We start from the raw sequence: 24,337 nt of genomic DNA on the forward strand, positions 1-24,337 counted from the left end.
CCAGTCTGTATTTAAGTATATGTATCGGAGGATCCTGATTTATGAATCGAAAACCGGTCATCCCCGCTTACCTCATGGATTGCTTGCTGGCCACAACTGGGCAGGAAAACCCGTCGGCAGCTGGCAAACCCACGGAACGCCGGTCTATACGGACGGCAGATTACAAAAAACACGAGATCCCTGAGAGCCGAAGTATCGTTGCTGCTGCGGCGGGAATGGCTGCTGGATTATCGAGAAATTAATTGCAGAGCGGAAGGCCCGCCCCAGGAATCAGCGGGGTACACGGCAGATCTGCAAGGTCTGTGATCTCGAAGCGGCCCGGAAGTACCGGGCCGAAACCCCACCCCTGCCCGGGATCATTTCCCTGCTATCGATGAAGCGGATCCCCTGTAGCGTGGGCCGATGTTTTGATTTGCGATTTAGTCCGGCCAGGTATCTCGATTGCGGGACCGGTGCCCGGCTCTGCGAAGCCTGCCATTCCCGGGACGCAATGGAATAGACGCAGAAGAAACGAATGGACAGGAAGCCATGACAGTCCCGGCGGCACCTCTTCCCCATTCCAGCACGGAGCATTATACCCTCAGTACATCCTCGATGCAGTAATCACCTGCATGAGCGAGATCGATCGTGATCCGTGCAATAGTAACAGCCGGGAGATCCCGAATGTGCCGGCGGCGAGGTATTATACAACTCAGGAAACACGGGTCAAAAATCTGCTGACAACTTCAATTTTACAAATTTGTGCTCCGTTGAAACCCCCTGGTAATAAGGTCCCACGATAAGGCAAAGATCTATAAGAATCGTTGCTCCTGGAGTCAATGTTCAAACCAAAACCAAGGAGCAGAGATAATGTCAACGAACCGGCATATCGAATTAATTGGATACATCTGTTCAGAGCCACGATCTTCTCAGGTGCCTCTCTATTCCTGCAAATATTCCAGGGGAACATATACTCAACATCAGCTCATGGCGATCCTTCTCTTTTGTGAAGCCCTTGGTACTGACCATCGCAATGTGGTCGAACTCACCAATCTGATGAGCAGGATCAAAGTGATCCTCCATACCTTCACAACGATGATTCATTCGGTCGTGATGATCATCATAGTTGAAGCATTTCAACAGAACCATAATTTTCAGTTATTTGTCCTTGTGTGCAATCATCAAGAAAATAGGAAACTCCTTTAACACTCCTGTCTTTGAACTCTCTTTCGCAAGAGTTGCAACACTATCGATCTGAATGGTGGTGAATCCGGCTTTTTTGAAGATCTCCATCAGATCTTCCCGGACAAATCCATGATGCACGGTCATCTCTGGTTCATGGGACTCTCCGTTATCAGGATCCAGATCTGCAATTGCGATGATGCCACCTGGCTTCAGGAGGGAATAAAATACCTCTGCTGCCTGGCTGGTATCAGGGACATGATGTAATGTCAGGGACACGATTATGATATCGAACTCGGGTAACTGTGACGGATCGCTCCCGATGCTCCATTCAAGGGGTTCGATTGTAGTAATTGAGTCTGCATTGAGTTTCTTCTGGAGGAAAGTCAGCATATCCTTTGACGAATCAACTGCGACAATCTTTTTGACGGAATAGAGAAATTCCAGTGCGATAAGTCCGGTACCGGTCCCATAATCCAATAGTACTTCATTTCCCCGAGGAGAGGTCCGGTTCAGCATTGCCTGGGCAATTTGGTGTGTCATGTTGAGACGGCCCGGTTCTTTATCCCACCTCATAAGAGCCTTTTGGAAGTCTTCAGAGATCAGTATCATCGATTAATTGAGGAATTCTGGAATATATAAAATGAGGGCTGATCTGAACAGTTCCTTTCGTTTTTTATGAAATTCACCGGATATCTCACGGAATAATTTAGATGGATTTAAATTTGAAAAATTTAGATTGATGTGTCAATGTCGAAGAGATCTCTGATGGTATCTGTCTCGGTCTGGTATTACTCTTCAATATCAGCAGTTCCGCACATTCGAGATAAATCGTAACAGCGACAATACGATCTCAATCTTTTCAACCGACGTCGACCCGGCAGTCAAAGACGGATCGCTCGCTGCGAAATCGCGTTGGTATGCTATCGCATCTCAGGAGATCTTCATCTTCACGCTAGATTACCTGCCTTCCGGTTCGTACAATGCAGAACTTGTCAAACAACTGAGTACTGAAATGCAGGAGAAAATCAAGAATTCAGGTACACCTATTAGCACGTAATGATGTGCTATTGTTCAGGTAATCCCAAATAATCACTTTTTTCAGTTCTATTGAAACCCTCTTCATACCTCACACTCAGATACCCAGTCTTGATCACAATGGACAGCTGACAGGTATATTTGAGAGTTTCAACTAAACAGAAATTTTCAGGTTCCAACTGATGGTGAAGGCGCTGTCAGGTTACCTGATTTAGAGAAAATTCTCCACGGGAAAAAGAATGATGAACTGATCTCTGGCTTCACTAATAGGGACGTTTGAGATAAAACTGTTCCGCCTTTATGCCACTCTCTTTGTCGAGGTGTTGCAGAATCAAAACATTATTTTTATATTTAAGAAATTCTCCAGATCTCTCACAATAATCGTAAGAGATGTATAAATATTTACATTTTTATAATGAACTCCCGATGTCGAAAAAATCTCTGATGATCTGTCTCGGTCTGGTATTACTCTTCAGTATGCTCTTTGCTGGATGTGTCAATACCTCCGCACCCAACAACACAACGCTGACGAATACCACCTCACCCCCGGGATTCGTCACTGTGACAACAGCAGTCAACCACACGAATGCGACGGAAGCCTCGAACATGTCGGTACAACCGAACCTCACCCCGGCTCTCAGTGGTAATATCTCCACCAATGCTTCGCTGAACACGACTGCAATGAATGTGACGATGAATGCAACCAGTACGGTCAACACGACTGCCACGGCAAAAGCCAATGCAACACCGACCGAATATTTCGAACAGGACTCAGGCCCTGTCGATTTTGGTACAGCAGTGAATACCTACGTCCCACTCACCACGGCGACAGGTGCTCAGAACGTCTCGGTCCTACCGACTGCGACCCTGGCTCCCGGCAATCTCACCTCAAATACTTCACAGAATATCACCCCGGTGAGCACAACCGTGAATGCTACTCAGGTGAATACGACACTGACTATCTCCCCGGTGAACACAACCGTGAACGGTACTCAGGTGAATACGACACTGAATGTCACCCCGGTGAGCACATCCACGAATGCTACTCAGGTGAATACGACTCTGAATGCAACCGGTATCACAACGGTCAATACAACAGGTACTGCTGCCGGCAACCAGACCACAGTGCCGACAACAGAACAGACAGTGAATCTCTCGAATCTATCAGACTCAGAAGCCAGTTATCCAATAGATTCTGTGGTTTTAACAACACACGACCGGGTGGTCCTTCCGGTCTCGGTGCCATCATCTTCACCGACGGTTCTTCCCTATGATGTTGCAAACTATTCACGCTATGGTTATGGCGTCTGGCAGTATGGCCAGGGGCTTGACTACGAGAAACGACTGGACCTCGTATCACCGGCATACAACAATACCTCGGTCTCCCATACAGCCAACCTTCTGCATTTCTTTGACATGACCGATGTTCATATCTCAGACAAAGAAACTCCTGCTCAGGGGATCTTCTTTGGGTACTTAGGTGGCCAGTCTTCAGGATATTCGCCGGTTATGCTCGCAACAACTCAGGTTCTCGATGCGGCCGTCCAGACGATCAACGCTCTTCATAAAGCAGAACCGTTCGATTTCGGCATCTCTCTGGGGGATGTTGCCAACAACGAACAGTACAATGAACTCAGATGGTACATCGACGTCCTCGATGGCAAGGTGATTAACCCTGATTCAGGCGTCAAGGATGATCCGGTTCCCGGACCTCTCAATGATTACCAGGATCAATACAAAGCGGCAGGGCTGAACACGTCGATCCCCTGGTATCAGGCGCTCGGCAACCACGATCACAACTGGATCGGAACGAATCCCCCGGATGATTACCTGAAAGCGAACTATACCGGAGAGTACATCCTCAACATGGGTAATATCTTCGTCGATCCACTCGGTATCAAGAGCCGTGGGTATTATATGGGTTCTATCGATGGTCGGACCGTGAATGGCGACATCATCGGTGTGGGAAATGTCTCCGATTTCGCAACCCCTCCAAAAGTACTTGCCGCTGATCCGAACCGCCGTGTCCTTTCGGTCTCTGACTGGATGGGCGAATTTTTCAATACCTCTTCAACCCCGATTGGACATGGATTCAACCAATCTGATGTGAGTTCGGGTCGTGCGTATTATTCGTTCGAACCAAAGTCGGATATCCCGATCAAGGTCATTGTGCTCGATGATACCCAGAACGCTACCGACGCCGATGCCGGCGGTTATGGGCATGGTTCTCTTGATAACGAGCAGTTTGACTGGCTTGTGAGTGAACTCAATTCGGGTCAGGCAGAAGGGCAACTGATGATCATCGCTGCTCACGTTCCGATAGCGACGGAATTATCGGGGTCTTCCCTCGATGAATATACCGGTTGGAGTTCTGTCTCTCAGGTATCCGAAGAGAAGTTACTCAGTACACTTCATGAATATCCGAATCTGATCCTCTGGATCGCAGGACATCGCCATGTCAATGCCATCAACGCTCAGAAATCGCCCGATGCCAGCCATCCAGAACTCGGATTCTGGGAGGTAGAAACCTCATCATTACGGGATTTCCCTCAACAGTTCCGCACCTTCGAGATCGTCCGCAACAGCGACAATACGATCTCAATCCTTACGACCGACGTCGACCCAGCAGTCAAAGAAGGGTCGATAGCAGCAAAATCGCGTTCCTATGGCGTCGCGGCGGAAGAAATATTCAACAATTCACTCCCCTATTTGCCTTCAGGTTCGTATAATGCGGAACTTGTTAAACAGTTGAGTACTGATATGCAGGTGAAGATCCAGAACTACGGAACACCAGCAGGCAAGTAATTTCTTGAAACAGTTCAAGGAACCTCACCCATTTACTTTTTTGGCTCTGTTGAAACCCTGCTCTTCCAAGAGTTTATGACCTCGGAAGACAAGTTTTCACGAGAAGAACCGATCATGACACGTTCACGTCTGCCGCTTGTGGTCCTGATGATCCTCGGAGCCTGGTTCATTATCCACACCGCAGGTGCCGTATCCCTGACGATCGATTATCCGTCACCGAACGAGACCACGATGGCCGAGATGCGCGACTTCTATGTGACCGGTGCCATTCCGGCCGGAATCACAACCCCGGGCGACGTCCGGATCGAGGTCTTTTCCGGGGCGAGCGCCGTCGGCACCCCGGTTCGGACCCTCGAGAGCCACGTCGATCCCTTAACCGGGACGACCCCTCTCTCGGCGATCGCGGCCGACTATCCCAATGGATCCGCGAAGGGCACCGTGATGGTCCCGGACCTGGTCAGCGAACCGGGCGGTCTCCTTGAGACCTGGAACAAGGTGATCGTGACCCCCGAGTACTACTCGGGCCTCGTGCTGGGTGGGGCCACAAAGCAGTTCGATACCACCTACACAGACCGCGACGGCCGGCCCCTTCACGATCTCGTCGCGGGCGAGTTTACGATCCGTGTGACCGGGCTCTCGGGTGATCTGCACGGGCTCACGGCCGAGAAGCAGATCACTCTCGGGAAGACGCACGCGGCACTCGGACGGTTTTCACCTCCGGCGCAGGTGAACCGGCTGACCGCGTTCGCCCGGGAGAACGGGTACCGGACCTACATCGATTCCTTTCCCGGGTACTTCTTCTGGAACAACACCGGCTATGTTATTCCAGGCCGCTGGGTCAGAAACAATGCGATCGAGGTCGTGAACGACTGTCCGGGCACGACCGTCGACACGGTCGGGGCTGCCGAGAACGACCTCTTCCTCTACAACATCCGCAACACCTCGGCCACCTATACCATCGAGACCTCGACGCTCATCCGCACCGGCATGGTCGACTCGCCCCAGACGGTGTATCATTATTATACGGCAGGCGAACCGGTGTATACCTATACCGCCCGCGAGAACGGATCCCGGGTCTCGTTCAATTCGACCCTCTCGACCCTCGCACACGGCGACAGACTCGCCCTCACACGGGCCGAACTCCGCATGGAGAATGATTCCGACCCGATCGTCGACCTGGCCGACACGACACAAAAACGGCTCGACCTTCTCCCCGGCGACGGGATCGACGTCGAATCCGACGAGACCTGCCTCCTCTACGGCGTGGTTGCACCGATCCCGGCTCCGGTCGTACCCGGTCCGTCCGGAAAAGACGGCACACCGACGAACCGGATCGCCTCGATCGAATGGACACTGGTGGATGCCGGGGGTGCTGCGGTGGCAAACTCGACCATCCCGGTCGAACTCGGACGGCGGACCGATCCAGCAAAACCCTCGGAGATCACCACCTCGTTGTACGAGTTCGGCGGAGCGATCGGCACCGGGACGCCACCCGGCCGGTACACCCTCTCCATCAAGGGGCTGGACGAGACCGGTACGGCGGTGGACGGCACGACCGAGGAGGTGCCTTTGTGCATCGATGCTACTCCGACCCCGACCCCTGAGCCGAACACCAATCACCTGGTATCGGGCCGGATCGAGGTTGAGGACTACGACCTCGGCGGGGAAGGGGTCGCCTACCACGACACCACCGCCGGCAACGAGGGCGGGGTCTACCGGCAGGACGACGTCGACATCGAGATGACCGGAGGCGAGAAGACGCCGAATGTCGGCTGGGTCAGGGACGGGGAATGGCTCTGTTACACAACGAACGTCACCCAGAGTGGGAACTATACGGTGACAGCCCGCGTGGCAAGCCCGCATTCGGGCCGGCAGATAACGCTCTCGGTCGCCGGCGGGGATACTGCGTCGATCGCAGTCCCTGACACAGGATCCTTCGCCACGTTCGCGAACGTCACCGTCCCGATCCACCTGACTGCAGGGACGCATTCCCTGGTCCTCACCTTCTTCGGCGACGGCCAGAATATCGACTGGCTCACGTTCACCCAGGAGACCGTCCCGATTAAAATCGTCCCCGGCGGGTCCGGTATCCCGCTCGACCTGAACGGGGATGGATGGTACGAGGACGTGAACGGCAACGGGGTCTTCGATTTCCATGATGTGGTCCTCTTCTTCAATCAGATGGATTGGATCGAGGCGAACGAACCAGTCGCCGGCTTCGACTTCAACGGGAACGGTCGGATCGACTTCAATGATATCGTCACCGTGTTCAACGAGGTATAAGGATGGGTGCAGGTCCATCGCGATCTCTGTCATAGCGACGGTTCGAGTTGAGAGAACGCCTTGAAGTCGACATAATGGGCAATCCGGTAGATGGAGGTGTTGATCCGTTCCCCTTGTGACGACGTCTAAAAATTTTTTGATATTGTATGATTTATTTGATAAAATGCAATTTTTAAATTGTTTTTAGAAATCTATAAATGGCTAAATGTATAATATAACGTACATTACGTGATGACCATGATATCTGTCTTATATATTGATGATGAACCAGGTCTCCTAGAAATTGGAAAATTATTCCTTGAACGAATCGGAACGTTCACCGTGGATATTGTAACCTCTGCCAGGGACGCCCTCTGCAGACTGGCATCAACATCCTATGACATTATCGTCTCTGATTATCAGATGCCGGGTATGAATGGAATTGAATTATTACGAAAAATTCGGATGAATAGTGATATCCCTTTCATCCTTTTTACAGGGAGGAGCAGAGAGGAGATCGTAGTAAAAGCCCTCGACTGCGGTGCTGATCACTATGTCCAGAAAGGTGGAAATCTCAAGGCCCAGTTTGCAGAACTCTCTCATGATATCATTCAGATCACTCTTCAAAGACACATCGAAGCTGAATTAAAGAGAGAGCAGGAGTTCTCGCGTGCCCTGCTTGAAACTCTGATCATTGATTCCGACGATCACCGGCAGGTGGATCTTCTCCCCTGCCCCATAATAGACCATGATCCCACATCCCAGCGTTCAACACCGGGTGGGAGAATACCTAATGCTTTCGGAAAAAATCGAAGAAAGACCCCGTCAATAGATATCCAAAAGACTGGGAAGTCCAATGCTCGGTTTGTAAAACTCTCTGCCAACATTCCCTCGTCGGTTACAGACAGAGGAGGAAGATCTGGTTTGTTCGAAGAGAAGGTGTTATCGAACACCCTGGTGGAGGATCTATTCATTGGTCCAGAAGATCTCTACCGGATGGAGGTACTTCCCAGCCCATCCCGGGGACCTGCTTCCCGGTTTCGTTATACTGGAGCATAGTGAAACAGATACATATGAGATAAGCCTCCATGAAGAAGAACGGATTCTATCTTTTCCTTGGGATCATAGCCATTGTACTGGTCAGCATCTTCTGGTATTCAGGAGAGCATGATCGTGCTCTGCTCATGGAACTGGCATTCATTGCAGCTGGTGCCATTGTCTCTTATGTGAAGGTGAACTGTACTGATTTCACTGAGGACGAAAGAGACATAATAATTGCAGGACAGGCTATGCGGCGCACGATGCAGGTCTTCGGGGTACTATTCTGTGCTGTTTCGATTGAAGGGGTGATGCGTCTGGTCCCTGTTCTTTCGTTTGCATATCCTCCGCCTCCACCGATTCAAACGATGAGTGAATTTTCCCCCAGGTCGATGGGTCTTCTCCAGCTCGGCCTTCTCTCTGATGATCATTCTGTACGTCGGGTTCCGGTCATATTATGCCAGAAGATACGGGGATTGGGAGACTGATGAAGAATAGGATCAAGGTCTTTCGAGCGATGAACGATCTCACTCAGGAGAACCTCGGAAGAGCAATTGGAGTAAATCGTCAGACCATCCTCGCCATTGAAAAGGGTCAGTACGTCCCGTCTCTCGATCTTGCTTTTAGAATTGCGAGATATTTCAGCGTGAACATCGAAGAGATGTTCCTCTATGTGGACGATCCCCTGGACCAGTGAACCCTTCATTTTAATCAGATTCCAACCCTGAATGACGATGAAATCAGTAATTCCAGGCCCAACCGATAAAGATCCGCACTTCCTCATACACCAATTAACTTCCGGGATGTCATTCGAAAAAAATCATCAATTATTACCTTCGGGTCTCGGTAAGACCTTCGTCATATAAACAATTCTTTTTGATGGAGTGTTACCCACTCGACCAGTCGTCAAAGACAGGAGAATGTCACACCAGGAGGTCTATCCAAAAATAGAAGATATTTATCATACTCGTTCTTTGGATTTAATTCCTTCTGTTATCCTGCAAAGGATCTGATCCCTTCAGTCACTTCAGTCGATATACCTCGAAATAATGGAATTTTTCATGGAGATAATTCGGAAAAAACCGGATAATTCGGTGGAATGAGAATATCTTATAACGTCATTCATCATTGACTGATTTATTCATCACATCGTATCCGCCCAATTATTGAAAATACCGAGGTTTGAACCATAATGTCTCTCATGAAAAGAATGACCTGGCTGCTGGTTGTGCTGGCCATCGTCTCCTGTTTGTTGATGAATTCGCCGGCAACGGCCGTGCCTGATTCGTATCTGAGGGGGTACGTTATTGATTCAAGTACTGGGCAGCCGGTGTCGGGTGCGACAATCTCGATGACCGGTTCCAATCTCTCACCAACCAGTACGATATCGAATGGTGATGGGTCCTACTCTCTTGGCCGAAGAGATACAGGCCTTGGCCTGAAGAGCGGAGAACGGATCGTCGACGGCAATAACATTCCCCGTTATGTCGACCTGACTGCAGTCAAAGATGGCTATCTGCCCTACGCTTCCAGCGTTGATTTACGGTTATACCAGGTGAGCGGCTATAACATCTCACTCACGCCGTTCACTGCGAACTTCTACGCGTTCGGCCATGTCGGACAGGCTCCGTACTCGGTACGGTTCATGGACCAGTCGACCGGCTCGCCGACCGCCTGGTTCTGGGACTTCGGGGACGGCTCTAACTCAACCGAGCAGAATCCAACCCATGTCTTCACCAAGAACGGCGTCTATAACGTGGCCCTGACCGCCACCTATGATTGGGGGAGCAACACCTGCACCCAGTACCGGTGTATCATTGTGAACTCAGTACCTGTTGCGGCCTTTACGGCCAATGCGACGTCTGGTCGGACGCCCTTCACGGTCCAATTCACTGACCAGTCCTCAGATGCAAACGGATACCAGTGGCAGTTCGGCGATGGGACCACGTCGACCGAACAGAACCCTATCCACACCTACACGAGCCCGGGGACCTATACCGTGATGCTGACAGTATCAGTACCTGACTATGGCAGTGTCTTCATCCAAAAGCCGGGGTACATCACGGTCACCGAACCGTCATCGGTCGATTTCGCTGCGAACGTGACTGCCGGTTTATCTCCCCTTGCCGTGCATTTCAACGAGTCGGTAAACGGATCGGTTCAGTATTTCTTCTGGCAGTTCGGCGACGGTTCGACCTCCTCTGAGTCGAACCCCGTCCATGTTTATGAGACGGCCGGCAGGTACACTGTCTCGCTGATGACCGTCGGTTCCAACGGGACAGAGGTGAAGACGATCGAGGACTACATCAATGTCACCTCGCCGGTGACCCCGACGGTCACACCCACTGCGACTGCGACTGCGACTGCGACGGTGACACCGACCGGAGCCCTGCCGGTGGCGAACTTCACGGTCACCTCCAGTGATCAAGACTCGCTCGGCATCCAGGTCGCCGATACCTCCGAGAACGCGACCTCGGTCCGGTACGACCTCGGGGACGGCACGACCACTGCCTATCGAACATTCCGGTACACCTACTGGCAGGCCGGCACCTATACCATCGATCAGACCGCGACCAATGCAGCGGGGTCCTCGCATAAGAGCTTTGCTGTGACCGTGCCGGCTACCACCTTCCCGCCAGTGGGAGGAGATCAGGGATGGTACACTGTCCACTGTAATGTGGACGGAGCATCGGTCCTCTTCGACCAGACCCCGATGGGGACAATAGCAGGAGGGATCCTGAAGGTCAAAGTCTATACGACCGCGACCCCGTACTACACCTACACCGTCAGTAAGGACGGGTACGCCACCTTCCAGGGTACGATCACCACTCACCCGGGAAAGGACCAGAACGTCGACCTGACCGCCCAACTGATCCCAATAGCCGGCCAGGTCTACAACGGGCCACATACGATCCCCGGGACGTTACAGGCTGAGGACTATAACATCGGTGGCGAAGGGGTCACCTATCACGACACCACCGTCGGAAATGAGGGTGGTGCGTACCGGCAGGACGACGTGGACATCGAGGTGCTCGATACTGATGGGTCGCCGAATGTCGGCTGGATCCGTGCCGGCGAATGGCTGACGTACACAGTGAATGTCAGCACTGCCGGCACCTATGACGCCGGGTTCAGGGTCGCATCCACCCACAGTGGTTCATCCGTCCTGGTGTATGTCGACAACGGCACGACCCCGGTCGCAACGCTGAACGTCCCGAATACCGGGGCCTGGCCGGTCTTCCAGACCATCTCGGTGCCGGTGACCCTGCCGGCCGGGCAGCATCAGTTCGTGTTGAAGTTCCCGACCGACTTCGTCAACATCAACTGGATCAGGTTCGCCTTGAGGGGCTGAGTAACGTGTCGAACGCATCATCCTTGACCAATTGAAGACTCCCTGGAGTCAGAGATTGGTCTATTTTTGGATTTGATGCGTTCAAACCTTTCGAAGATCAAGAGGGATTAAGGGAGTAGTTTTTATCCTGATAATCAACAATTAAGAAGTAATCATGGTGATTCTGGATGAAATTTAAGTATTTTTTTTATTTTTTCTGCGCCCTGCTCCTCCTCTGTTGCAGCGCCCAGGCTGTTTCGGTTGAAGGTGGGTACGCATATGTTACGCAATGGGGCAGTTCTGGTCAAGAAGCCGGGCAGTTCAACCAGCCCTATGGTGTCACAATTGACAGCATTGGCGATGTCTACGTCGTCGACACATACAACAACTGGATCCAGAAGTTCGATTCGAACGGCACATTCCTCAAAAAATGGGGCAGTTTTGGCACCGGAGACGGGCAGTTCAACATACCCTATGATATCGCCGTGGACAGCGTCGGCTACGTCTACGTCGCCGACATGAATAACAACCGGATCCAGAAATTCAATTCGACTGGTGGTTACCTGACCCAATGGGGCACGAAAGGCTCGGAGGAAGGACAACTCGACCAGCCAGGTAGTGTCGCGGTGGACAGCAGAGGACAGATCTATGTCGCTGACTGGGGCAACAACCGGGTTCAGGTATTCAATTCGACCGGTGGCTACCTCATGCAGTGGGGGAGTTCCGGCTCGGGAGACGGACAGTTCGACGGTCCGAATGGAATTGCCATAGACAGCACCGGCAATGTCTATGTCACTGACGCATACAACAACCGGATTCAGGAGTTCAATTCGACCGGTGGCTACCTCATGCAATGGGGAAGTTCTGGCTCGGAGGCCGGGCAGTTCGAGATTCCCCAGGGTATCGCGATGGACAGTAACGACAACGTCTACGTGGCCGACTCTGGCAACCGGGTCCAGAAGTTCACGTCGGCCGGCACCTTCATCACGCAATGGGGTACGAAAGGCTCGGAAGCCGGGCAGTTCAGCAATCCCTTTGGTATCGCCGTGGACAGCGCCGACAATGTCTATATCACTGACGTGTACAACAACCGGGTCCAGAAGTTCACGTCGGCCGGCACCTTCATCACGCAATGGGGCAGTCAGGGTTTGGAAGTCGGACAGTTCAACATGCCCTATGGTGATGCCGTGGACAGTGCAGGCAATGTCTACGTCACCGACCTGGGGAACAGCAGGGTCCAGAAGTTTACCGCGAACGGCACCTTCATCACAGAATGGGGCAGTTCGGGATCGGGAGACGGACAGTTCAACATGCCCTATGGTATCGCCGTGGACAGCGCCGACAACGTCTACGTCGCTGATTTGAATAACAACCGGGTCCAGAAGTTCAATTCGACTGGTAGCTACCTGACACAATGGGGCATGACAGGCTCAGGGAACGGACAGTTCGACCAGCCATGCGGTGTCGCGGTGGATCGCTTCGGCATCGTCTATGTCACTGACTTTGGCAACAACCGGGTCCAGATGTTCACGTCGGCCGGTGGCTACCTCTCCCAATGGGGCAGCCATGGTCCGGGAGCCGGGCAGTTCAGCGGTCCGAATGGAATTGCACTGGACAGCACCGGCAATGTTTATATCACAGACTGGGGCAACAACCGGGTCCAGAAGTTCACGTCGACTGGTAGTTACCTCAGGCAATGGGGCAGTTCCGGCTCGGAAGACGGGATGTTCGGCGACTCAACGAGTGTCGCCGTGGACCGTGACAGCAACGTCTACGTGTCCGACAGTAGCAACCACCGGATCCAGAAGTTCGATCAAAACGGCACATTCATCACGAAATGGGGGAGTTATGGCTTGGAAGCCGGGCAGTTCAACAGTCCTTTTGGTATCACGGTGGATGGTGCCGGCAACGTCTATGTCACCGACGTGAACAGCAATAGGGTCCTGAAGTTCGCCCCCACTGGTACGACCCCGGTGGTGATCGTCCCGGGCGGGTCAGCCGTCCCGCAGGATCTCAACCATGACGGACTGTACGAGGACGTCGATGGCAACGGAGTCCTCGACTTTGGTGACGTGGTCCTCTTCTTCAACCAGATGGACTGGATCGCCGAGAATGAACCGATCAGTGCGTTTGATTTCAACAAAAACGGTCAGATCGATTTCAATGATATTATCACCCTGTTCAACGAGTTGTAGGATGGATGAGAAAATCCCACAATTCTTTTTTTGATACTGCTTCGAACCAACACCAACGGGGTATATCGATCGGTGAATGGTCATCGAGCCGGCCCGGCACCGTTCTTCCTGTGCAGGGATGATAGGGCCTGAGTTGAAACCACTTATTCCTCCACAGGTTATATAACGTACTGGAATACATATCCGGCCATGGATGGATCGGATGCACCATGACCACACCACTAAAGATATCCCCGGATCCCCGCAACGAATCGATGAAGATCACCGTGAGGAAGAATGGCCCATACCATGTGAGCGGTGGTATACCCCTCAAAACCGTGGAGGTGATCTACGATGACGACGGCAATTGCCGAACCTGGAATGAGACGAAGACCTATCCACTTCAGCAGCAGCAGTATGCTCTCTGCCGGTGCGGGCTCTCGAAGGAGAAACCGTTCTGCGACGGCGCCCACGCCCCGGCCCACTTTGTCGGGACTGAGGCGGGTGACCGAAAGCCGTTTCAGAAGGGTGCCGGCATCACCCCGGGGCCGTTCCTGACACTCGCCGACAACGAGCATCTCTGCGCCCACGCCGGGTTCTGCCAGCGGGCCGGTGGTATCGGGAACCTCGTCACATCCCCTGACCCGGATGCCCGGGAGATTGCCATCGAGGAGGGCGGCAACTGCCCGTCGGGCCGGCTGGTCGTCTCGGATACTGCGACCGGGGAGGCGATCGAGCCGGACCTGGAGAAGTCCATCGCCGTCATCGAGGACCCGGTGCACGGGAAGCACGGACCGCTCTGGGTTCAGGGCGGTATCCCGGTGATCGCTGTCGATGGCAAGGCCTACGAGGTTCGGAACCGGGTCACGCTCTGCCGGTGCGGGAGGTCGAAGAACAAACCGTTCTGCGACGGGAGCCACCTCGAGGAGTGACTGCCGGGACCCCTGCGGTCGAAGAGGGCTTTCTGGATTCTGACGAGGTTGAAGGAGATGGACCTCTGATTCAACCTCCCCTCAGTTCCGGAATGTTCCTTCAGTCATAGGAGCCCGAGCAGCCGGTGAGATCATTTTAAATAGGAAGAATAGGGATCTCCTCGATCGTCTACCATGATCGCCTCTCTCGGATACATTCAGATATTTAATCGTCCTATTGCTGTTTATTTTGGTATTGCTACGTTTTTCGCGCTTCTTGTAACGGTAACCATCGGTGTACTCTTAAGGAAGGGATACCGGATTGTCCCGTTCCCCTGGCACATGCGGATGGCTGCGATCACACTTATCTTTGCGCTGATTCATGTCACCCTGGTGATCTGACAATTTTTCTTTTAAATATGGAATCAGATGGGAAGACCGCCCGCCGTGTCTTCGGCGATTGAGGTGACCACCGGCATGGAGGTGACAGAGCCCGAAGCCGGTCAGGCCCCGGCGTTCACGATGTATCCTTCTGAATATCAACGGCCTGGACAATGACTGCACACAGTTGCTGATCTTTTGTCCGTCGCGAGTCGTCGGACAGCATATCATTCCCTCCCAGACCAGCCTGTTTCATCAGTGCTGCCGGCGTGATTATGATCCTGACAGGCTTCCTGGACTCGAATGCTCCTGGTCACGAAAGTTGCCCCCCTTCGAAACGAAGACCCTCGCCGACCCTGACTGAAAAATTAAAGAATGGGTCAGGGGTGGCTCAACAGGCCGACCACTTCCTCACTTGTCCGAATTCGACCGATCCGGGGAAAGATGTGTGTACAGACATACTCGTGCTCTTCCTCTGTTGAAGCGGTCATTGCATCTTCCACAAAGATCTGATCGTAACCACGCTGAAAAGCCTCCCGTGCTGTCGTGTCGACGCCGATCCCGGTCGAGATCCCGCAGAGTACAATCGTATCGATCCCCCGGCGGCGTAACTGGAGGTCAAGGTCGGTACCGTAGAATGCTCCCCATTGTCTCTTGGTGATCACATGGACCTGGTCAAAATGTTCCAGTTCTGGTACGAAGGCATCCCAACCATCTGGGAATGGTACCGGGTTGGTCGTGGCATCTGTCCTTGGTCTCAACATATCTCTTCCATCGACCGTTGAGACTCTCACAAGAACGACAAAGGCTCCCTTCTCCGTGAATGCCTGCACCAACCTGCTTGCATTCAACACAACCTGCTCGCTCGTATGAGGGGCATGCTGCCTGTTCACGATTCCCTTCTGCATGTCGATAACGACGAGCGCTGTTTTTTCTGCTTTCAATTCGGTATCTGTTGATCTTGTGTCTTTCATCATCTTCTCTCCTCTTATGCATATTCTGCGATACGGATATTTTTATACACCTTGAAATAGACCCAGACTGCATTTACCAGTAACAATGCCCCGGTAATGAAGAATACCGATCTGATACCCAGATAGGCTGCCACCTGCCCGCCCAGGACTGATCCTCCAAATACACCCAGATACCCTGCAGACATGTTGAAACCGAAGACCCTGCCGGTCAGAGAATCCGGTGTGATCCTCTTGAGCAGGGTATTGACAGACGGAATCAATCCCGCGATCGCCAATCCCAGTACAAATCGAAGGGCCATCAACTGCCAGGGGTCGGTTACAAAGGCCTGGGGGATAAAGATGAGTCCGGCTACAATCAGTGCGGCAAGCATGACCTTCTGGGGGCCAATCTTATCAGAGAGTTTCCCCAATTGTGAAGCCGCAACGATACTGGCCAGCCCTGAGGCCGAGAATGTCATACCTGCCAGCAGAGCAACATGACTGGTGGTACTGGATAACTGGGTAATATATATGGTCAAGATGGGCTGCACGGAGTATAGTGCCAGAGTCATGACAAAAGAGCTCACAAACAGAATAAGTGTCAAACTTTTGTGTGGAACAGTCCCCCAGGTCTCTTTGATACTGAGCACCATCCTGTCCTGACGGGTGAATGATTCGTTCACAAAGAGGGCGGTTGCAATAAATGCGATCAGCAGCAGTGCACCGGTTATAAAAAAAACCTCCTGAAAACCCAGGTTCTCTGCGATGTACCCGCCAATCATGGGTCCGAGCAGAGTTCCTGCGATCGAAGATGTCGAAAGGGTACCCAACGCCCAGCCCGCGTGTTCTCTGTCCGTCTGCGTTGCAATCAATGCAGTACAGGCCGAACTGTACCCGGTTATCACGCCCTGCAATAGCCGCAGTCCGATCAGCTGGTACACGTTCTGTGCAAACCCCATGCACCCGATCACGATCGCCATGCCGAGACTTGCTCGTAACAGCATCGATTTTCGTCCGAATTTGTCGGCGGCAAGACCCCAGATCGGTGAGAAGATCGCTGAAATGATAAATGTTACACCAAATGCTATGCCAGAAAATTGTTCGATCAACGCGGTGTTGTCGACGCCGAGATGCTGGATGTACAGCGGCAATACCGGTGCGATCTGGCTCAGCCCCATACCGGTCATGAACATCCCGAACCAGCAGACGATTAAGTTTCTCTTCCAATTTTGCATGACTCTAAGCCTTCTAACGGATCGAGCGGTCAATTCAACGCAGCCACGATCTCATTCGTTCTTCGCACCCGTCCGGTCCTCGTGAAGATACCATTGACCGCCGCAGCGTGCTGTTCCTCTGACTTCGAACTCATTGCATCCTCTGCGAAGATCTGCTGAGACCCGTACTCATAGGCAAACCGGGCGGTACTTTCGACACCAATCTCAGTCGCGACCCCACAGAGGACGAGCGTGTCTATCCCTCATCTTATCAGGTGAAGATCCAGGTCGGTTCCAGAGAGGGCTCCTCAATGTCTCTTCTGGATGATACTGTCAGAATACCGGCATCCCGTTCTTTCTGAAGTGATCTGTCAGATGTGCAGCGTTTGAAATGATCTCATGAAATGTGATGCCCTTTTGCAGGTCGATGACCACACGAGCGGTCTTCGCTGTGTCCATCGCCAGATCCGTCGACATCCATTACCGGTTCTCTCTCAAAAAAAATATAGGGCCCACTTTACAAACTGAGAGTATCTCTCCATGGGGAAAGTGACAACTATTTTTATAAGCCCCTCTTCAAAACAGCGGAGGAGACCAGAACGATCATTACAAAAATATCAAAAATCAGGCCGGCTGTAACCTATTGGTCAGGGATCTGCGTTTTTTTCTCCGCCACGCACTTCAGTTTTCTGTCGAGATCGAGGAGCATGGTATCGAGGTCGTCCCGCAGTGCGACCAGCCCCTCGTCTCTCTTGGAGACCGGGATGGTGAGGAGCCGGTTCTCTGCGATGTCCCGGTCGATGTACGTGGTGTTCCACAGGCTCATCAGTCTCATGATCGGTACCAGTTTCTTTCCCGAGGCGGTGAGCGCGTACTCCACGCGTGGGGGGACCTCCGGATAGACGGTCCTCGTCACCAGGCCGTCCTGCTCCAGTTCCCGCAGCTGCCGCACCAGCATGCTCTCGGAGATACTGGTGTTTCTGCGGGCGATCTCGCTGTACCTCAGCGTCCTGTCCGTCAGGGCATGGAGGATCAACAGTTTCCCCTTGCCCCTGATCATCTTCAGTGTCGCCTCGCAGTGACTCTTGTATTTCGGCATAGGATCCTCCCTACAGAGAGGTGATCTCAACACGCTTATCTTTGTTTGTCTCCCGGGTCTCGGTATGACCTGTATCGAACGTGACGATGTTCTTCGACGTGTGTCATCCGCTCGACGAAGGTCACGGGGATCAACCCCTCCTCATGCTCGATGGTGGAGACGAGACGCCGGCTCCCGAGGATTTCGCATTTCCAGGGTCCCCGGCATCTCCCGGACCCGCGTACTACCTGCCGGGTGTCTGGAGGGCAGGACAATAATTGCAGAGCGAGAATGATACCTCTTTTTCCCGGTCCCGGACCGGGCAGTACAGGGTACCGTTCTGTTCTTCGACATGGGACCCGCCGGGAAACGGCGTTCCCACTGGATGGCCCGGCCGGTCCATGACAAACATGGAGAACGCCGAGATCAGGTAATAGAAGAGGCGGTGCCGCTCTGTGTAGGGAAACGGCGTCTGTTCCACGTGCTCGTCCCAGTGAAGACACCCGTACGGGATCATCCGGCAGAACCGGCGAAACGTTTCCGGATGGGCAATGGGTGCGGCCATCGATAGAAATTTCCCGGACCGGTACAGGGTAACGATCTGGTGATGCGCACCGAAGAGTCCCTCGGCAAGGCGCGGGCGGAGCTCGTTATGGAACTCTTTTGGGAGCCCGGCCATATCAGCGACAAACCTTCCCCCGATAACTTGGAGATCCTGCATCGAGTACCGGCTGATCTCCTCCCCGAGGATCACTCCCAGCTCCCCTTTTGTCCGTGTCGCAGCCAGCCGTTCTGCGATGGTTTCGATCACATTTTCCAGAGATTTCCCGCATACCTGCGATGTGCAGTCTGTTTCAGCCATTGACGTAAAGGTCCCCGCCGGGCATGGATCTGTTCAGGCCGACGATCCCGGCGTTTCTCTTCTCAGGTGATCTGTACAGTTATTTCAGTATACCGGTATTCCCGAAAAAACGTTGAGGTCCGGGCACTGTCCGAATTCCGCCGCTTCCCTAAAAAAGAGGACCGGGGAAGACCACCCGCATCAACTGCAGTAGAGGTCCCGGATGAACGTCATGGTCCCGGTCCCTTTCTCCGTAAGGGTATAGAGTCCGGTCGATTCAGATTTTTCCGCAAGTCCTGCTTCAGTAAGCCGGGTGATATGAAAGAGGAGATGGCCTCCTTTATGCCCGGTAAGGGAGCTCAGTTCGGTGTAGGACATGCTCCCCCCGAAAAGGGCCTTGAGCATCGCAAACCGCACCGGGTGGGAGAGCGGCTCGATAATCGATGAGAGGACGTGTTCATCCGGCATACCGGCGACCTGCACGTCATGCTTTTTCCGCTGGAGCATGCGCCGGCTCGAACAGAGTTCGCCGATCTGGTGCATCAGGCTATCCCGTTCCTGCAGATAGGTCGCGTAGCAATTTTTACAGGGTTCATCTTTCAGTTCGGGGTACTGGACGTACAGCCCCTCGTCCTGTATCTTCTGGGCGGTCATGAATTGTTCTGCTTCGTCAGGGTCCATCCGCTCCCCGATCTCTTTGAGTCTTGCGAGAAAAAATCCGATGCATTCACTGCGGTCGGTACGCGGGCAGGGATCGGTAAAGGCCCGTTCGAATTCTTTCTGTACGCCCGTGAGGACGAGATCGAGAAGGAGCTGCTGGTACCCGCGTACGATCTGCTGGCGCATGGTTTCGACCTTCTCTTCGATCACCAGCGACTGGAACGATCGAATCTCGTTCCTGATCGTATCGGAAGTCTCCCGCTGGCCGGCCTGGATCTCTTTTATGGATTTTTCTATCCTGGTAATCCGTTCTTCGATCTCGTCCTTGCGCATGACAGTAATTCCCGCAATGGTTCCTGGTAGTATACTGGAATTACCTTTCATTATATTTTGTTATTTCCCATACTTTCTGGTATGACATCCATGGATCTGTCACCGAATCTGCCATCGGGATTATCCGGACAGAAGCCGGAGATTCGGGCACGCTGCGGTTCTCTCTGCAGCAGTTGCGCTGCCTACAAAGAGAATGCAAAGACCGATGATGATTGCCGGCGGGCAAGCGAAGGATGGCAGAAAGTCCTGGGTTTTCTCATCCCTCCGGAAGGGATTTGCTGTGACGGATGCCTGGAACCAGATGAGAACAATCCCCGGAGGATCGAGAAAGACTGCCGGATACGGGCCTGCGTGCTGGAGAAAAAAATTGTTCACTGCGGCAAGTGCAGTACATTTCCCTGTGAACACCTGGAACAGCATCTACGGCCGGTGGAGCATGTCGGAAGAGACGAACATAAGAGATTGAGTGACAAGGAGGTCCGGGAGTTCGTGGAGCCGTACCTCTGCCGGGAGTTTCTCGAGGCCTCTGCCAGGAAACAGGATCCGGATCCAGGGAGATCTTTGCCATGAAATCCACTCCTGAAAAGAGCGCAGGAAAAAAACCCGGTCGCGACGACACGAAAGGACGACGTGCCGGTTTTACGATCCATGTCGACAATGAAAAATGTACCCGGTGCGGCTCCTGTACCGAGGTCTGCCGGGGCGTTCTCGGCATGGGTAATAACGGGCCGGAGATCGTCAGCCCGTCCTGCATCCGGTGCGGCCAGTGCGTTGCCGTTTGCCCTGTGGGAGCGCTGGATCATTCGAATGCGCCCCTGGCAAACCAGGTTCCCCGGGACAAATTTCCGGTCATCGATGCCGGAACGGCAGAACAGTTCATCCGTTCCCGGCGGTCCGTTCGCAACTACCGGCAAAAAGCCGTCCCCCGGGAAAAAATCCTGGAGCTCCTCGACATTGCCCGGTTCGCCCCAACGCCGTCCAACCTGCAGGGAGTCGTCTACCGGGTCTTTGATGATCCGGATACGCTGCACAGGATTACCGCTGCGGTCATCGACTGGGCGGAAGGCGAAGGGAAGAAAGATCCCGCAGCGGTTTCGGGATATACCGCGAACTATGCCCGGCAGGTAACTCTGTATCGCGAGAACGGCGATGATGTCGTCCTGAGATCGGCCCCGTGCCTGGTTGTGGCGATGGCGGATGAAAATCTGGATTTTGGCCGGGACAACAGTTACCTCTCGCTGGCCTATGTCCAGTTGCTGGCACCGTCGCTCGGGCTGGGGACGTGCTGGGCAGGATTTTTCGAGTACTGTGCGGCAACCGGCTATGAACCGCTTCTCCGCTTATTGAACCTGCCGGAACATATGCGAGTCACCACCGGGATGATGGTCGGCTATCCGAAATATACCTACCACCGACAGGTGGACCGGAATCCGCTGCAGGTGACGTGGGAGTAGGGATATGAGTTGACGGAGATCTCACGGCTGTTCGAATTTCCCAGAGAAATTCTCCTGGGCCGGGCTGTCCTCCGCGATGATCCCTGAAGGTGGATGATGAACGCCTGAGAATCCCACATTAACCATAATTGAGGAGATATTTTGTATGCAGAAAAAACTGGCACAACCTATTGAGACGTACTTTTACGCGTCGAACATTCCTGACAACGAACTGATTGTGAACTGCTTCACCGAGGACGCCATCGTCCTGGATGAAGGACACACCTACCGGGGGCATGCTGCCATCCGGAAATGGCGGGATGACGTCACCGAACAATGGACGATCACGACCGAAATTACCGGTGTCGCTGAAAAAGGCGGCGAGACGGTCGTGACCGCCACCGTTTCCGGAAACTTCGACGGGAGCCCGGTTCCTCTTGATTTCCATTTTACTGTGGAGAACGAAAAGATCACTGCACTGCGGATCGTTTTGGCAGGCACAGAATAAATTGATCTTCGGGCAGACAATCACTGCCCGTTCTCTTTTGTTTCCAGTTACGCCGATCCCGACACCGCCTCCGCACGGGGCCGGCCGTCGACCGATCAGATACTCGGTGTCACTGCCTGCATCGTGGAGGGTGAGCGTCGCCATTGTCGTCGTCATAGTTGAAGCATCTCAACAAAGCCGTTTCCACAGATTATCCTTCCAGCGCCAGATCAGCACCGAAGGCATACGCTTCCTGTAACAATTGCGGATCGTTTTCTACGGTGTCGGGCCCTTTCATAGAAGATGCAATCAGTAACGGTGCAACCAGAGATTCTGTCACCGGGTCAAAATTTCCCTGGAAAATGAGGTGAAGAACGCCTCGTAATGGAGTAAAGGCCTCACGATAATGTGTGTACTCGCGAGGTGCATTTTGTGTAATCAGTAATGCAACCTTTTTCGGAGATTGTATCGTTGTTCTCAACTCCCCTGTTTCGGTGACCGAGAAATAGAGGTACAGTCGATCAATGACCAGTTTGAGATTTCCTGCAATTCCACCCATATAATTCGGTGAAGCGAGAATAATAACATCAGATTCGTTAATGTTGTTATAGATCTCCTGCATATCGTCGTTCAGAACGCATTGTCCGGTCCGTTTGCATGTATCGCAATTTGTACAGTCATGAACTGTCAGATTATTCGTAGAGATTGTGGTTGTCGTGGCACCCTGTGCGGCTGCGCCCTCCAGTACCTGGCGCAACAGCGTTGCCGTGTTCCCATCCGGACGCGTGCTGCCCAGTATCCCCACTACCTTCATGATGATGCACCCCCGTCCGGTCGGAAGGCTTCCTGTGCGCGAATCGGATCACAGTATTCGCGATAGAAAACAATCCGTCCGTCGTCACGAACCTTTACCACGCCGATATAATCCTGGTCGTACACTTTTTGTGTCGACCTGATCAAAAACGTCATGGAGATCTCAAATATCCCGACCCGTGGATCGGAAGACAGATAAGTTACCAGAGGTCCTTCCCCACGCAGTTCAAACGCCGGTGCGACATTTTTGTAATACTCGTAAATGGCACGCTTCCCTTCCAGCCGCCGGCGAAATTTATCCTGATTGTAAGGGAATTCCACGACGGCATCTTCGGCCCAGATATCCATCCAGGAATCGATGGACGCGCCTTTTACAAGGGAGAGATAATGTTGTGCAGCATTTGTCACGAAAGATTGGTTGTTAATCATAGGAGACACCACTTTTTTCCAGTACCTGAATTTTTTATGTGGATTGGAATAGGAAGATAAATTAGTTAAAGTAAAGACGAACATTATGGTTAGATACTCACTGAAAGGAGAGTGATCACATGAAAGACGGGCCTATCGATCCATTAGTCTGCCCCATATCATATACCACCTCTATTGTCGGAGGGAAATGGCAATGGGTGATACTCTGGCTGATATATTCCGAAAAAATACAACGATACGGACAGTTGAAGAAACGGCTGCCGACGATTTCGGATAAAGTATTAAGCCAGCAGTTACGCACCCTTGAACATGAGGGTTTAATCCATCGCCAAGAATATCCGGAAATACCGCCCAGAGTAGAATATTCCTTGACGGAAAAAGGGAAAAGCCTGCATCCTATCCTGGAACTTATGGCTGCATGGGGATCGCAGCATATACCCCGGGGTTGATGAAACGGGATCTTTTTTTACCTTCTCCAGAAGAATGGGGAGTGAGAAAAAAGGATGATGGGGCATTACCATGTGCTATCGAAGAGGGAAACGTCGTACTTGTTCCCGATGATAATTTAAAAAATTACGACAACGCATCAGAACTTCTTACTCTGTAACGTCCTCGCAAAAAGTGTCCGCACACTTCTGACTCCAGCTTCCATTCTTCCTCTTCTGATACTCGTTCCCCCATTCGTGTAACGCCATCAGAACAGGAAAGACTGAGCGACCGTCATCAGTGATACGGTAATCGACCCGTGGCGGGACCTCGGGATAGGCCGTCCGCTCGAGCATCCCGTCGGCCACAAGCTCGCGGAGCTGTTTCGTCAGCATCATCTGGGTGATCCCGGGAATTTTCCGCTGGATCTCAGAGAACCGTACTGGTCCGTCCCTGAGGAACCAGAGGATAATGGGCTTCCACTTTCCGCCGATAACGGAGAGCGAAATCTGGATCGGGCACTTCCCTGTTGGAGGAGATCTCTGCATGATCATTAGTATCATCAATGA

General features: G+C 52.7%; 24 protein-coding genes and 1 pseudogene. 14 read left to right on the plus strand and 11 right to left on the minus strand.

Going from position 1 to position 24,337, the window contains the following annotated elements:
- Positions 1-849: 849 nt before the first annotated feature.
- Positions 850-1,062, plus strand: a pseudogene (locus MPAL_RS15490) (IS5/IS1182 family transposase); the annotation flags it as partial.
- A 75-nt stretch (positions 1,063-1,137) separates the two neighbouring features.
- On the opposite strand, the gene MPAL_RS07290 reads toward MPAL_RS15490, so the two are convergent.
- Positions 1,138-1,773 (minus strand): class I SAM-dependent methyltransferase, encoded by a 636-nt coding sequence (locus tag MPAL_RS07290; RefSeq protein WP_052292219.1) that lies wholly within the window; start codon positions 1,771-1,773, stop codon positions 1,138-1,140.
- Positions 1,774-2,643: 870 nt separating this feature from the next.
- On the opposite strand from MPAL_RS07290, the gene MPAL_RS07295 reads away from it, so the two are divergent.
- From MPAL_RS07295 to MPAL_RS07335, 8 genes are all read left to right on the plus strand, one after another.
- On the plus strand, positions 2,644-5,004 hold the full coding sequence (locus tag MPAL_RS07295) for a TIGR03768 family metallophosphoesterase (RefSeq protein ID WP_236610343.1): 2,361 nt from the start codon (positions 2,644-2,646) through the stop codon (positions 5,002-5,004).
- A 114-nt stretch (positions 5,005-5,118) separates the two neighbouring features.
- Positions 5,119-7,287, plus strand: coding sequence for a carbohydrate-binding protein (locus MPAL_RS16910; protein ID WP_236610344.1), 2,169 nt, complete (start codon positions 5,119-5,121; stop codon positions 7,285-7,287).
- 231 nt (positions 7,288-7,518) lie between these two features.
- Entirely contained in the window at positions 7,519-8,325 is an 807-nt protein-coding gene (locus tag MPAL_RS15115; RefSeq protein ID WP_012618111.1) for a response regulator, read from the plus strand.
- Positions 8,326-8,354: 29 nt separating this feature from the next.
- A complete protein-coding gene (locus MPAL_RS07310; RefSeq protein WP_012618112.1) occupies positions 8,355-8,792 on the plus strand; it encodes a DUF2178 domain-containing protein in 438 nt (145 codons plus the stop codon).
- On the plus strand, positions 8,762-9,001 hold the full coding sequence (locus MPAL_RS07315; RefSeq protein WP_236610345.1) for a helix-turn-helix transcriptional regulator: 240 nt from the start codon (positions 8,762-8,764) through the stop codon (positions 8,999-9,001). Before MPAL_RS07310 ends, MPAL_RS07315 begins: the two co-directional genes overlap by 31 nt.
- Before the next feature lie 495 nt (positions 9,002-9,496).
- Entirely contained in the window at positions 9,497-11,656 is a 2,160-nt protein-coding gene (locus MPAL_RS14460; protein WP_012618114.1) for a PKD domain-containing protein, read from the plus strand.
- 167 nt (positions 11,657-11,823) lie between these two features.
- On the plus strand, positions 11,824-13,830 hold the full coding sequence (locus tag MPAL_RS15120) for a 6-bladed beta-propeller (RefSeq protein WP_012618115.1): 2,007 nt from the start codon (positions 11,824-11,826) through the stop codon (positions 13,828-13,830).
- Positions 13,831-14,039: 209 nt separating this feature from the next.
- Complete coding sequence (locus MPAL_RS07335; protein ID WP_012618116.1) at positions 14,040-14,741, plus strand: CDGSH iron-sulfur domain-containing protein; 702 nt, start codon at positions 14,040-14,042, stop codon at positions 14,739-14,741.
- A 740-nt stretch (positions 14,742-15,481) separates the two neighbouring features.
- Here the strand turns inward: MPAL_RS07335 and MPAL_RS07345 are convergent.
- From MPAL_RS07345 to MPAL_RS14465, 7 genes are all read right to left on the minus strand, one after another.
- Complete coding sequence (locus MPAL_RS07345) at positions 15,482-16,078, minus strand: hydrolase (protein WP_012618118.1); 597 nt, start codon at positions 16,076-16,078, stop codon at positions 15,482-15,484.
- Positions 16,079-16,089: 11 nt separating this feature from the next.
- Positions 16,090-17,289 carry a multidrug efflux MFS transporter gene (locus tag MPAL_RS07350; protein ID WP_012618119.1) on the minus strand — a complete coding sequence of 400 codons (1,200 nt, stop codon included), beginning with the start codon at positions 17,287-17,289 and terminating at the stop codon, positions 16,090-16,092.
- 29 nt (positions 17,290-17,318) lie between these two features.
- Entirely contained in the window at positions 17,319-17,528 is a 210-nt protein-coding gene (locus MPAL_RS16675; RefSeq protein ID WP_201763882.1) for an isochorismatase family protein, read from the minus strand.
- 73 nt (positions 17,529-17,601) lie between these two features.
- Positions 17,602-17,745, minus strand: coding sequence for a cysteine hydrolase family protein (locus MPAL_RS16680; protein WP_201763838.1), 144 nt, complete (start codon positions 17,743-17,745; stop codon positions 17,602-17,604).
- Between the two features lie 163 nt (positions 17,746-17,908).
- Positions 17,909-18,367 (minus strand): winged helix-turn-helix transcriptional regulator, encoded by a 459-nt coding sequence (locus tag MPAL_RS07355; protein ID WP_012618120.1) that lies wholly within the window; start codon positions 18,365-18,367, stop codon positions 17,909-17,911.
- 223 nt (positions 18,368-18,590) lie between these two features.
- Complete coding sequence (locus MPAL_RS07360) at positions 18,591-19,208, minus strand: DUF2115 domain-containing protein (RefSeq protein WP_012618121.1); 618 nt, start codon at positions 19,206-19,208, stop codon at positions 18,591-18,593.
- 180 nt (positions 19,209-19,388) lie between these two features.
- A complete protein-coding gene (locus MPAL_RS14465) occupies positions 19,389-20,231 on the minus strand; it encodes a winged helix-turn-helix domain-containing protein (protein WP_158303650.1) in 843 nt (280 codons plus the stop codon).
- A gap of 39 nt (positions 20,232-20,270) precedes the next feature.
- Between MPAL_RS14465 and MPAL_RS07370 the strand changes: the two genes are divergently transcribed.
- From MPAL_RS07370 to MPAL_RS07380, 3 genes are all read left to right on the plus strand, one after another.
- On the plus strand, positions 20,271-20,750 hold the full coding sequence (locus tag MPAL_RS07370) for a DUF3795 domain-containing protein (RefSeq protein WP_012618123.1): 480 nt from the start codon (positions 20,271-20,273) through the stop codon (positions 20,748-20,750).
- Positions 20,747-21,634, plus strand: coding sequence for a nitroreductase family protein (locus MPAL_RS07375; protein WP_012618124.1), 888 nt, complete (start codon positions 20,747-20,749; stop codon positions 21,632-21,634). The genes MPAL_RS07370 and MPAL_RS07375 overlap by 4 nt, the downstream gene beginning before the upstream one ends.
- Positions 21,635-21,779: 145 nt before the next feature.
- Entirely contained in the window at positions 21,780-22,121 is a 342-nt protein-coding gene (locus tag MPAL_RS07380; protein WP_012618125.1) for a nuclear transport factor 2 family protein, read from the plus strand.
- Positions 22,122-22,311: 190 nt separating this feature from the next.
- Here the strand turns inward: MPAL_RS07380 and MPAL_RS14470 are convergent, their stop codons facing one another.
- Entirely contained in the window at positions 22,312-22,914 is a 603-nt protein-coding gene (locus MPAL_RS14470) for a flavodoxin family protein (protein ID WP_012618126.1), read from the minus strand.
- Positions 22,911-23,426 (minus strand): nuclear transport factor 2 family protein, encoded by a 516-nt coding sequence (locus MPAL_RS07390; RefSeq protein WP_012618127.1) that lies wholly within the window; start codon positions 23,424-23,426, stop codon positions 22,911-22,913. The genes MPAL_RS14470 and MPAL_RS07390 overlap by 4 nt, the downstream gene beginning before the upstream one ends.
- 35 nt (positions 23,427-23,461) lie before the next feature.
- On the opposite strand from MPAL_RS07390, the gene MPAL_RS07395 reads away from it, so the two are divergent.
- Both MPAL_RS07395 and MPAL_RS16265 read left to right on the plus strand, forming a co-directional pair.
- Complete coding sequence (locus tag MPAL_RS07395; protein WP_012618128.1) at positions 23,462-23,791, plus strand: winged helix-turn-helix transcriptional regulator; 330 nt, start codon at positions 23,462-23,464, stop codon at positions 23,789-23,791.
- A complete protein-coding gene (locus MPAL_RS16265) occupies positions 23,791-23,949 on the plus strand; it encodes a hypothetical protein (RefSeq protein ID WP_158303651.1) in 159 nt (52 codons plus the stop codon). The genes MPAL_RS07395 and MPAL_RS16265 overlap by 1 nt, the downstream gene beginning before the upstream one ends.
- On the opposite strand, the gene MPAL_RS07400 is transcribed toward MPAL_RS16265, so the two are convergent.
- Complete coding sequence (locus tag MPAL_RS07400) at positions 23,939-24,316, minus strand: winged helix-turn-helix transcriptional regulator (RefSeq protein WP_048145822.1); 378 nt, start codon at positions 24,314-24,316, stop codon at positions 23,939-23,941. The two genes, MPAL_RS16265 and MPAL_RS07400, sit on opposite strands and share 11 nt — an antisense overlap.
- Between the last annotated feature and the right edge of the window lie 21 nt (positions 24,317-24,337).

This window comes from Methanosphaerula palustris E1-9c (assembly GCF_000021965.1).
In the GTDB taxonomy this organism is placed as follows: domain Archaea; phylum Halobacteriota; class Methanomicrobia; order Methanomicrobiales; family Methanospirillaceae; genus Methanosphaerula; species Methanosphaerula palustris.

What these genes read in the sequence shown, in the direction of transcription:
- MPAL_RS07370 (WP_012618123.1), top strand. Translation starts at nt 20,271, where the DNA reads ATGGATCTGTCACCGAATCTGCCATCGGGATTATCCGGACAGAAGCCG.
- MPAL_RS15115 (WP_012618111.1), top strand. Translation starts at nt 7,519, where the DNA reads ATGACCATGATATCTGTCTTATATATTGATGATGAACCAGGTCTCCTA.
- MPAL_RS07310 (WP_012618112.1), top strand. Translation starts at nt 8,355, where the DNA reads ATGAAGAAGAACGGATTCTATCTTTTCCTTGGGATCATAGCCATTGTA.
- MPAL_RS07295 (WP_236610343.1), top strand. Translation starts at nt 2,644, where the DNA reads ATGATCTGTCTCGGTCTGGTATTACTCTTCAGTATGCTCTTTGCTGGA.
- MPAL_RS07380 (WP_012618125.1), top strand. Translation starts at nt 21,780, where the DNA reads ATGCAGAAAAAACTGGCACAACCTATTGAGACGTACTTTTACGCGTCG.
- MPAL_RS07350 (WP_012618119.1), bottom strand. Translation starts at nt 17,289, where the DNA reads ATGCAAAATTGGAAGAGAAACTTAATCGTCTGCTGGTTCGGGATGTTC.
- MPAL_RS07375 (WP_012618124.1), top strand. Translation starts at nt 20,747, where the DNA reads ATGAAATCCACTCCTGAAAAGAGCGCAGGAAAAAAACCCGGTCGCGAC.
- MPAL_RS07400 (WP_048145822.1), bottom strand. Translation starts at nt 24,316, where the DNA reads ATGCAGAGATCTCCTCCAACAGGGAAGTGCCCGATCCAGATTTCGCTC.
- MPAL_RS16265 (WP_158303651.1), top strand. Translation starts at nt 23,791, where the DNA reads ATGAAACGGGATCTTTTTTTACCTTCTCCAGAAGAATGGGGAGTGAGA.
- MPAL_RS07360 (WP_012618121.1), bottom strand. Translation starts at nt 19,208, where the DNA reads ATGGCTGAAACAGACTGCACATCGCAGGTATGCGGGAAATCTCTGGAA.
- MPAL_RS14460 (WP_012618114.1), top strand. Translation starts at nt 9,497, where the DNA reads ATGTCTCTCATGAAAAGAATGACCTGGCTGCTGGTTGTGCTGGCCATC.
- MPAL_RS07290 (WP_052292219.1), bottom strand. Translation starts at nt 1,773, where the DNA reads ATGATACTGATCTCTGAAGACTTCCAAAAGGCTCTTATGAGGTGGGAT.
- MPAL_RS14470 (WP_012618126.1), bottom strand. Translation starts at nt 22,914, where the DNA reads ATGAAGGTAGTGGGGATACTGGGCAGCACGCGTCCGGATGGGAACACG.
- MPAL_RS16910 (WP_236610344.1), top strand. Translation starts at nt 5,119, where the DNA reads ATGACACGTTCACGTCTGCCGCTTGTGGTCCTGATGATCCTCGGAGCC.
- MPAL_RS15120 (WP_012618115.1), top strand. Translation starts at nt 11,824, where the DNA reads ATGAAATTTAAGTATTTTTTTTATTTTTTCTGCGCCCTGCTCCTCCTC.
- MPAL_RS07315 (WP_236610345.1), top strand. Translation starts at nt 8,762, where the DNA reads ATGCCAGAAGATACGGGGATTGGGAGACTGATGAAGAATAGGATCAAG.
- MPAL_RS07335 (WP_012618116.1), top strand. Translation starts at nt 14,040, where the DNA reads ATGACCACACCACTAAAGATATCCCCGGATCCCCGCAACGAATCGATG.
- MPAL_RS16680 (WP_201763838.1), bottom strand. Translation starts at nt 17,745, where the DNA reads ATGTCGACGGATCTGGCGATGGACACAGCGAAGACCGCTCGTGTGGTC.
- MPAL_RS07355 (WP_012618120.1), bottom strand. Translation starts at nt 18,367, where the DNA reads ATGCCGAAATACAAGAGTCACTGCGAGGCGACACTGAAGATGATCAGG.
- MPAL_RS07395 (WP_012618128.1), top strand. Translation starts at nt 23,462, where the DNA reads ATGAAAGACGGGCCTATCGATCCATTAGTCTGCCCCATATCATATACC.
- MPAL_RS07390 (WP_012618127.1), bottom strand. Translation starts at nt 23,426, where the DNA reads ATGTTCGTCTTTACTTTAACTAATTTATCTTCCTATTCCAATCCACAT.
- MPAL_RS14465 (WP_158303650.1), bottom strand. Translation starts at nt 20,231, where the DNA reads ATGAAAGGTAATTCCAGTATACTACCAGGAACCATTGCGGGAATTACT.
- MPAL_RS07345 (WP_012618118.1), bottom strand. Translation starts at nt 16,078, where the DNA reads ATGATGAAAGACACAAGATCAACAGATACCGAATTGAAAGCAGAAAAA.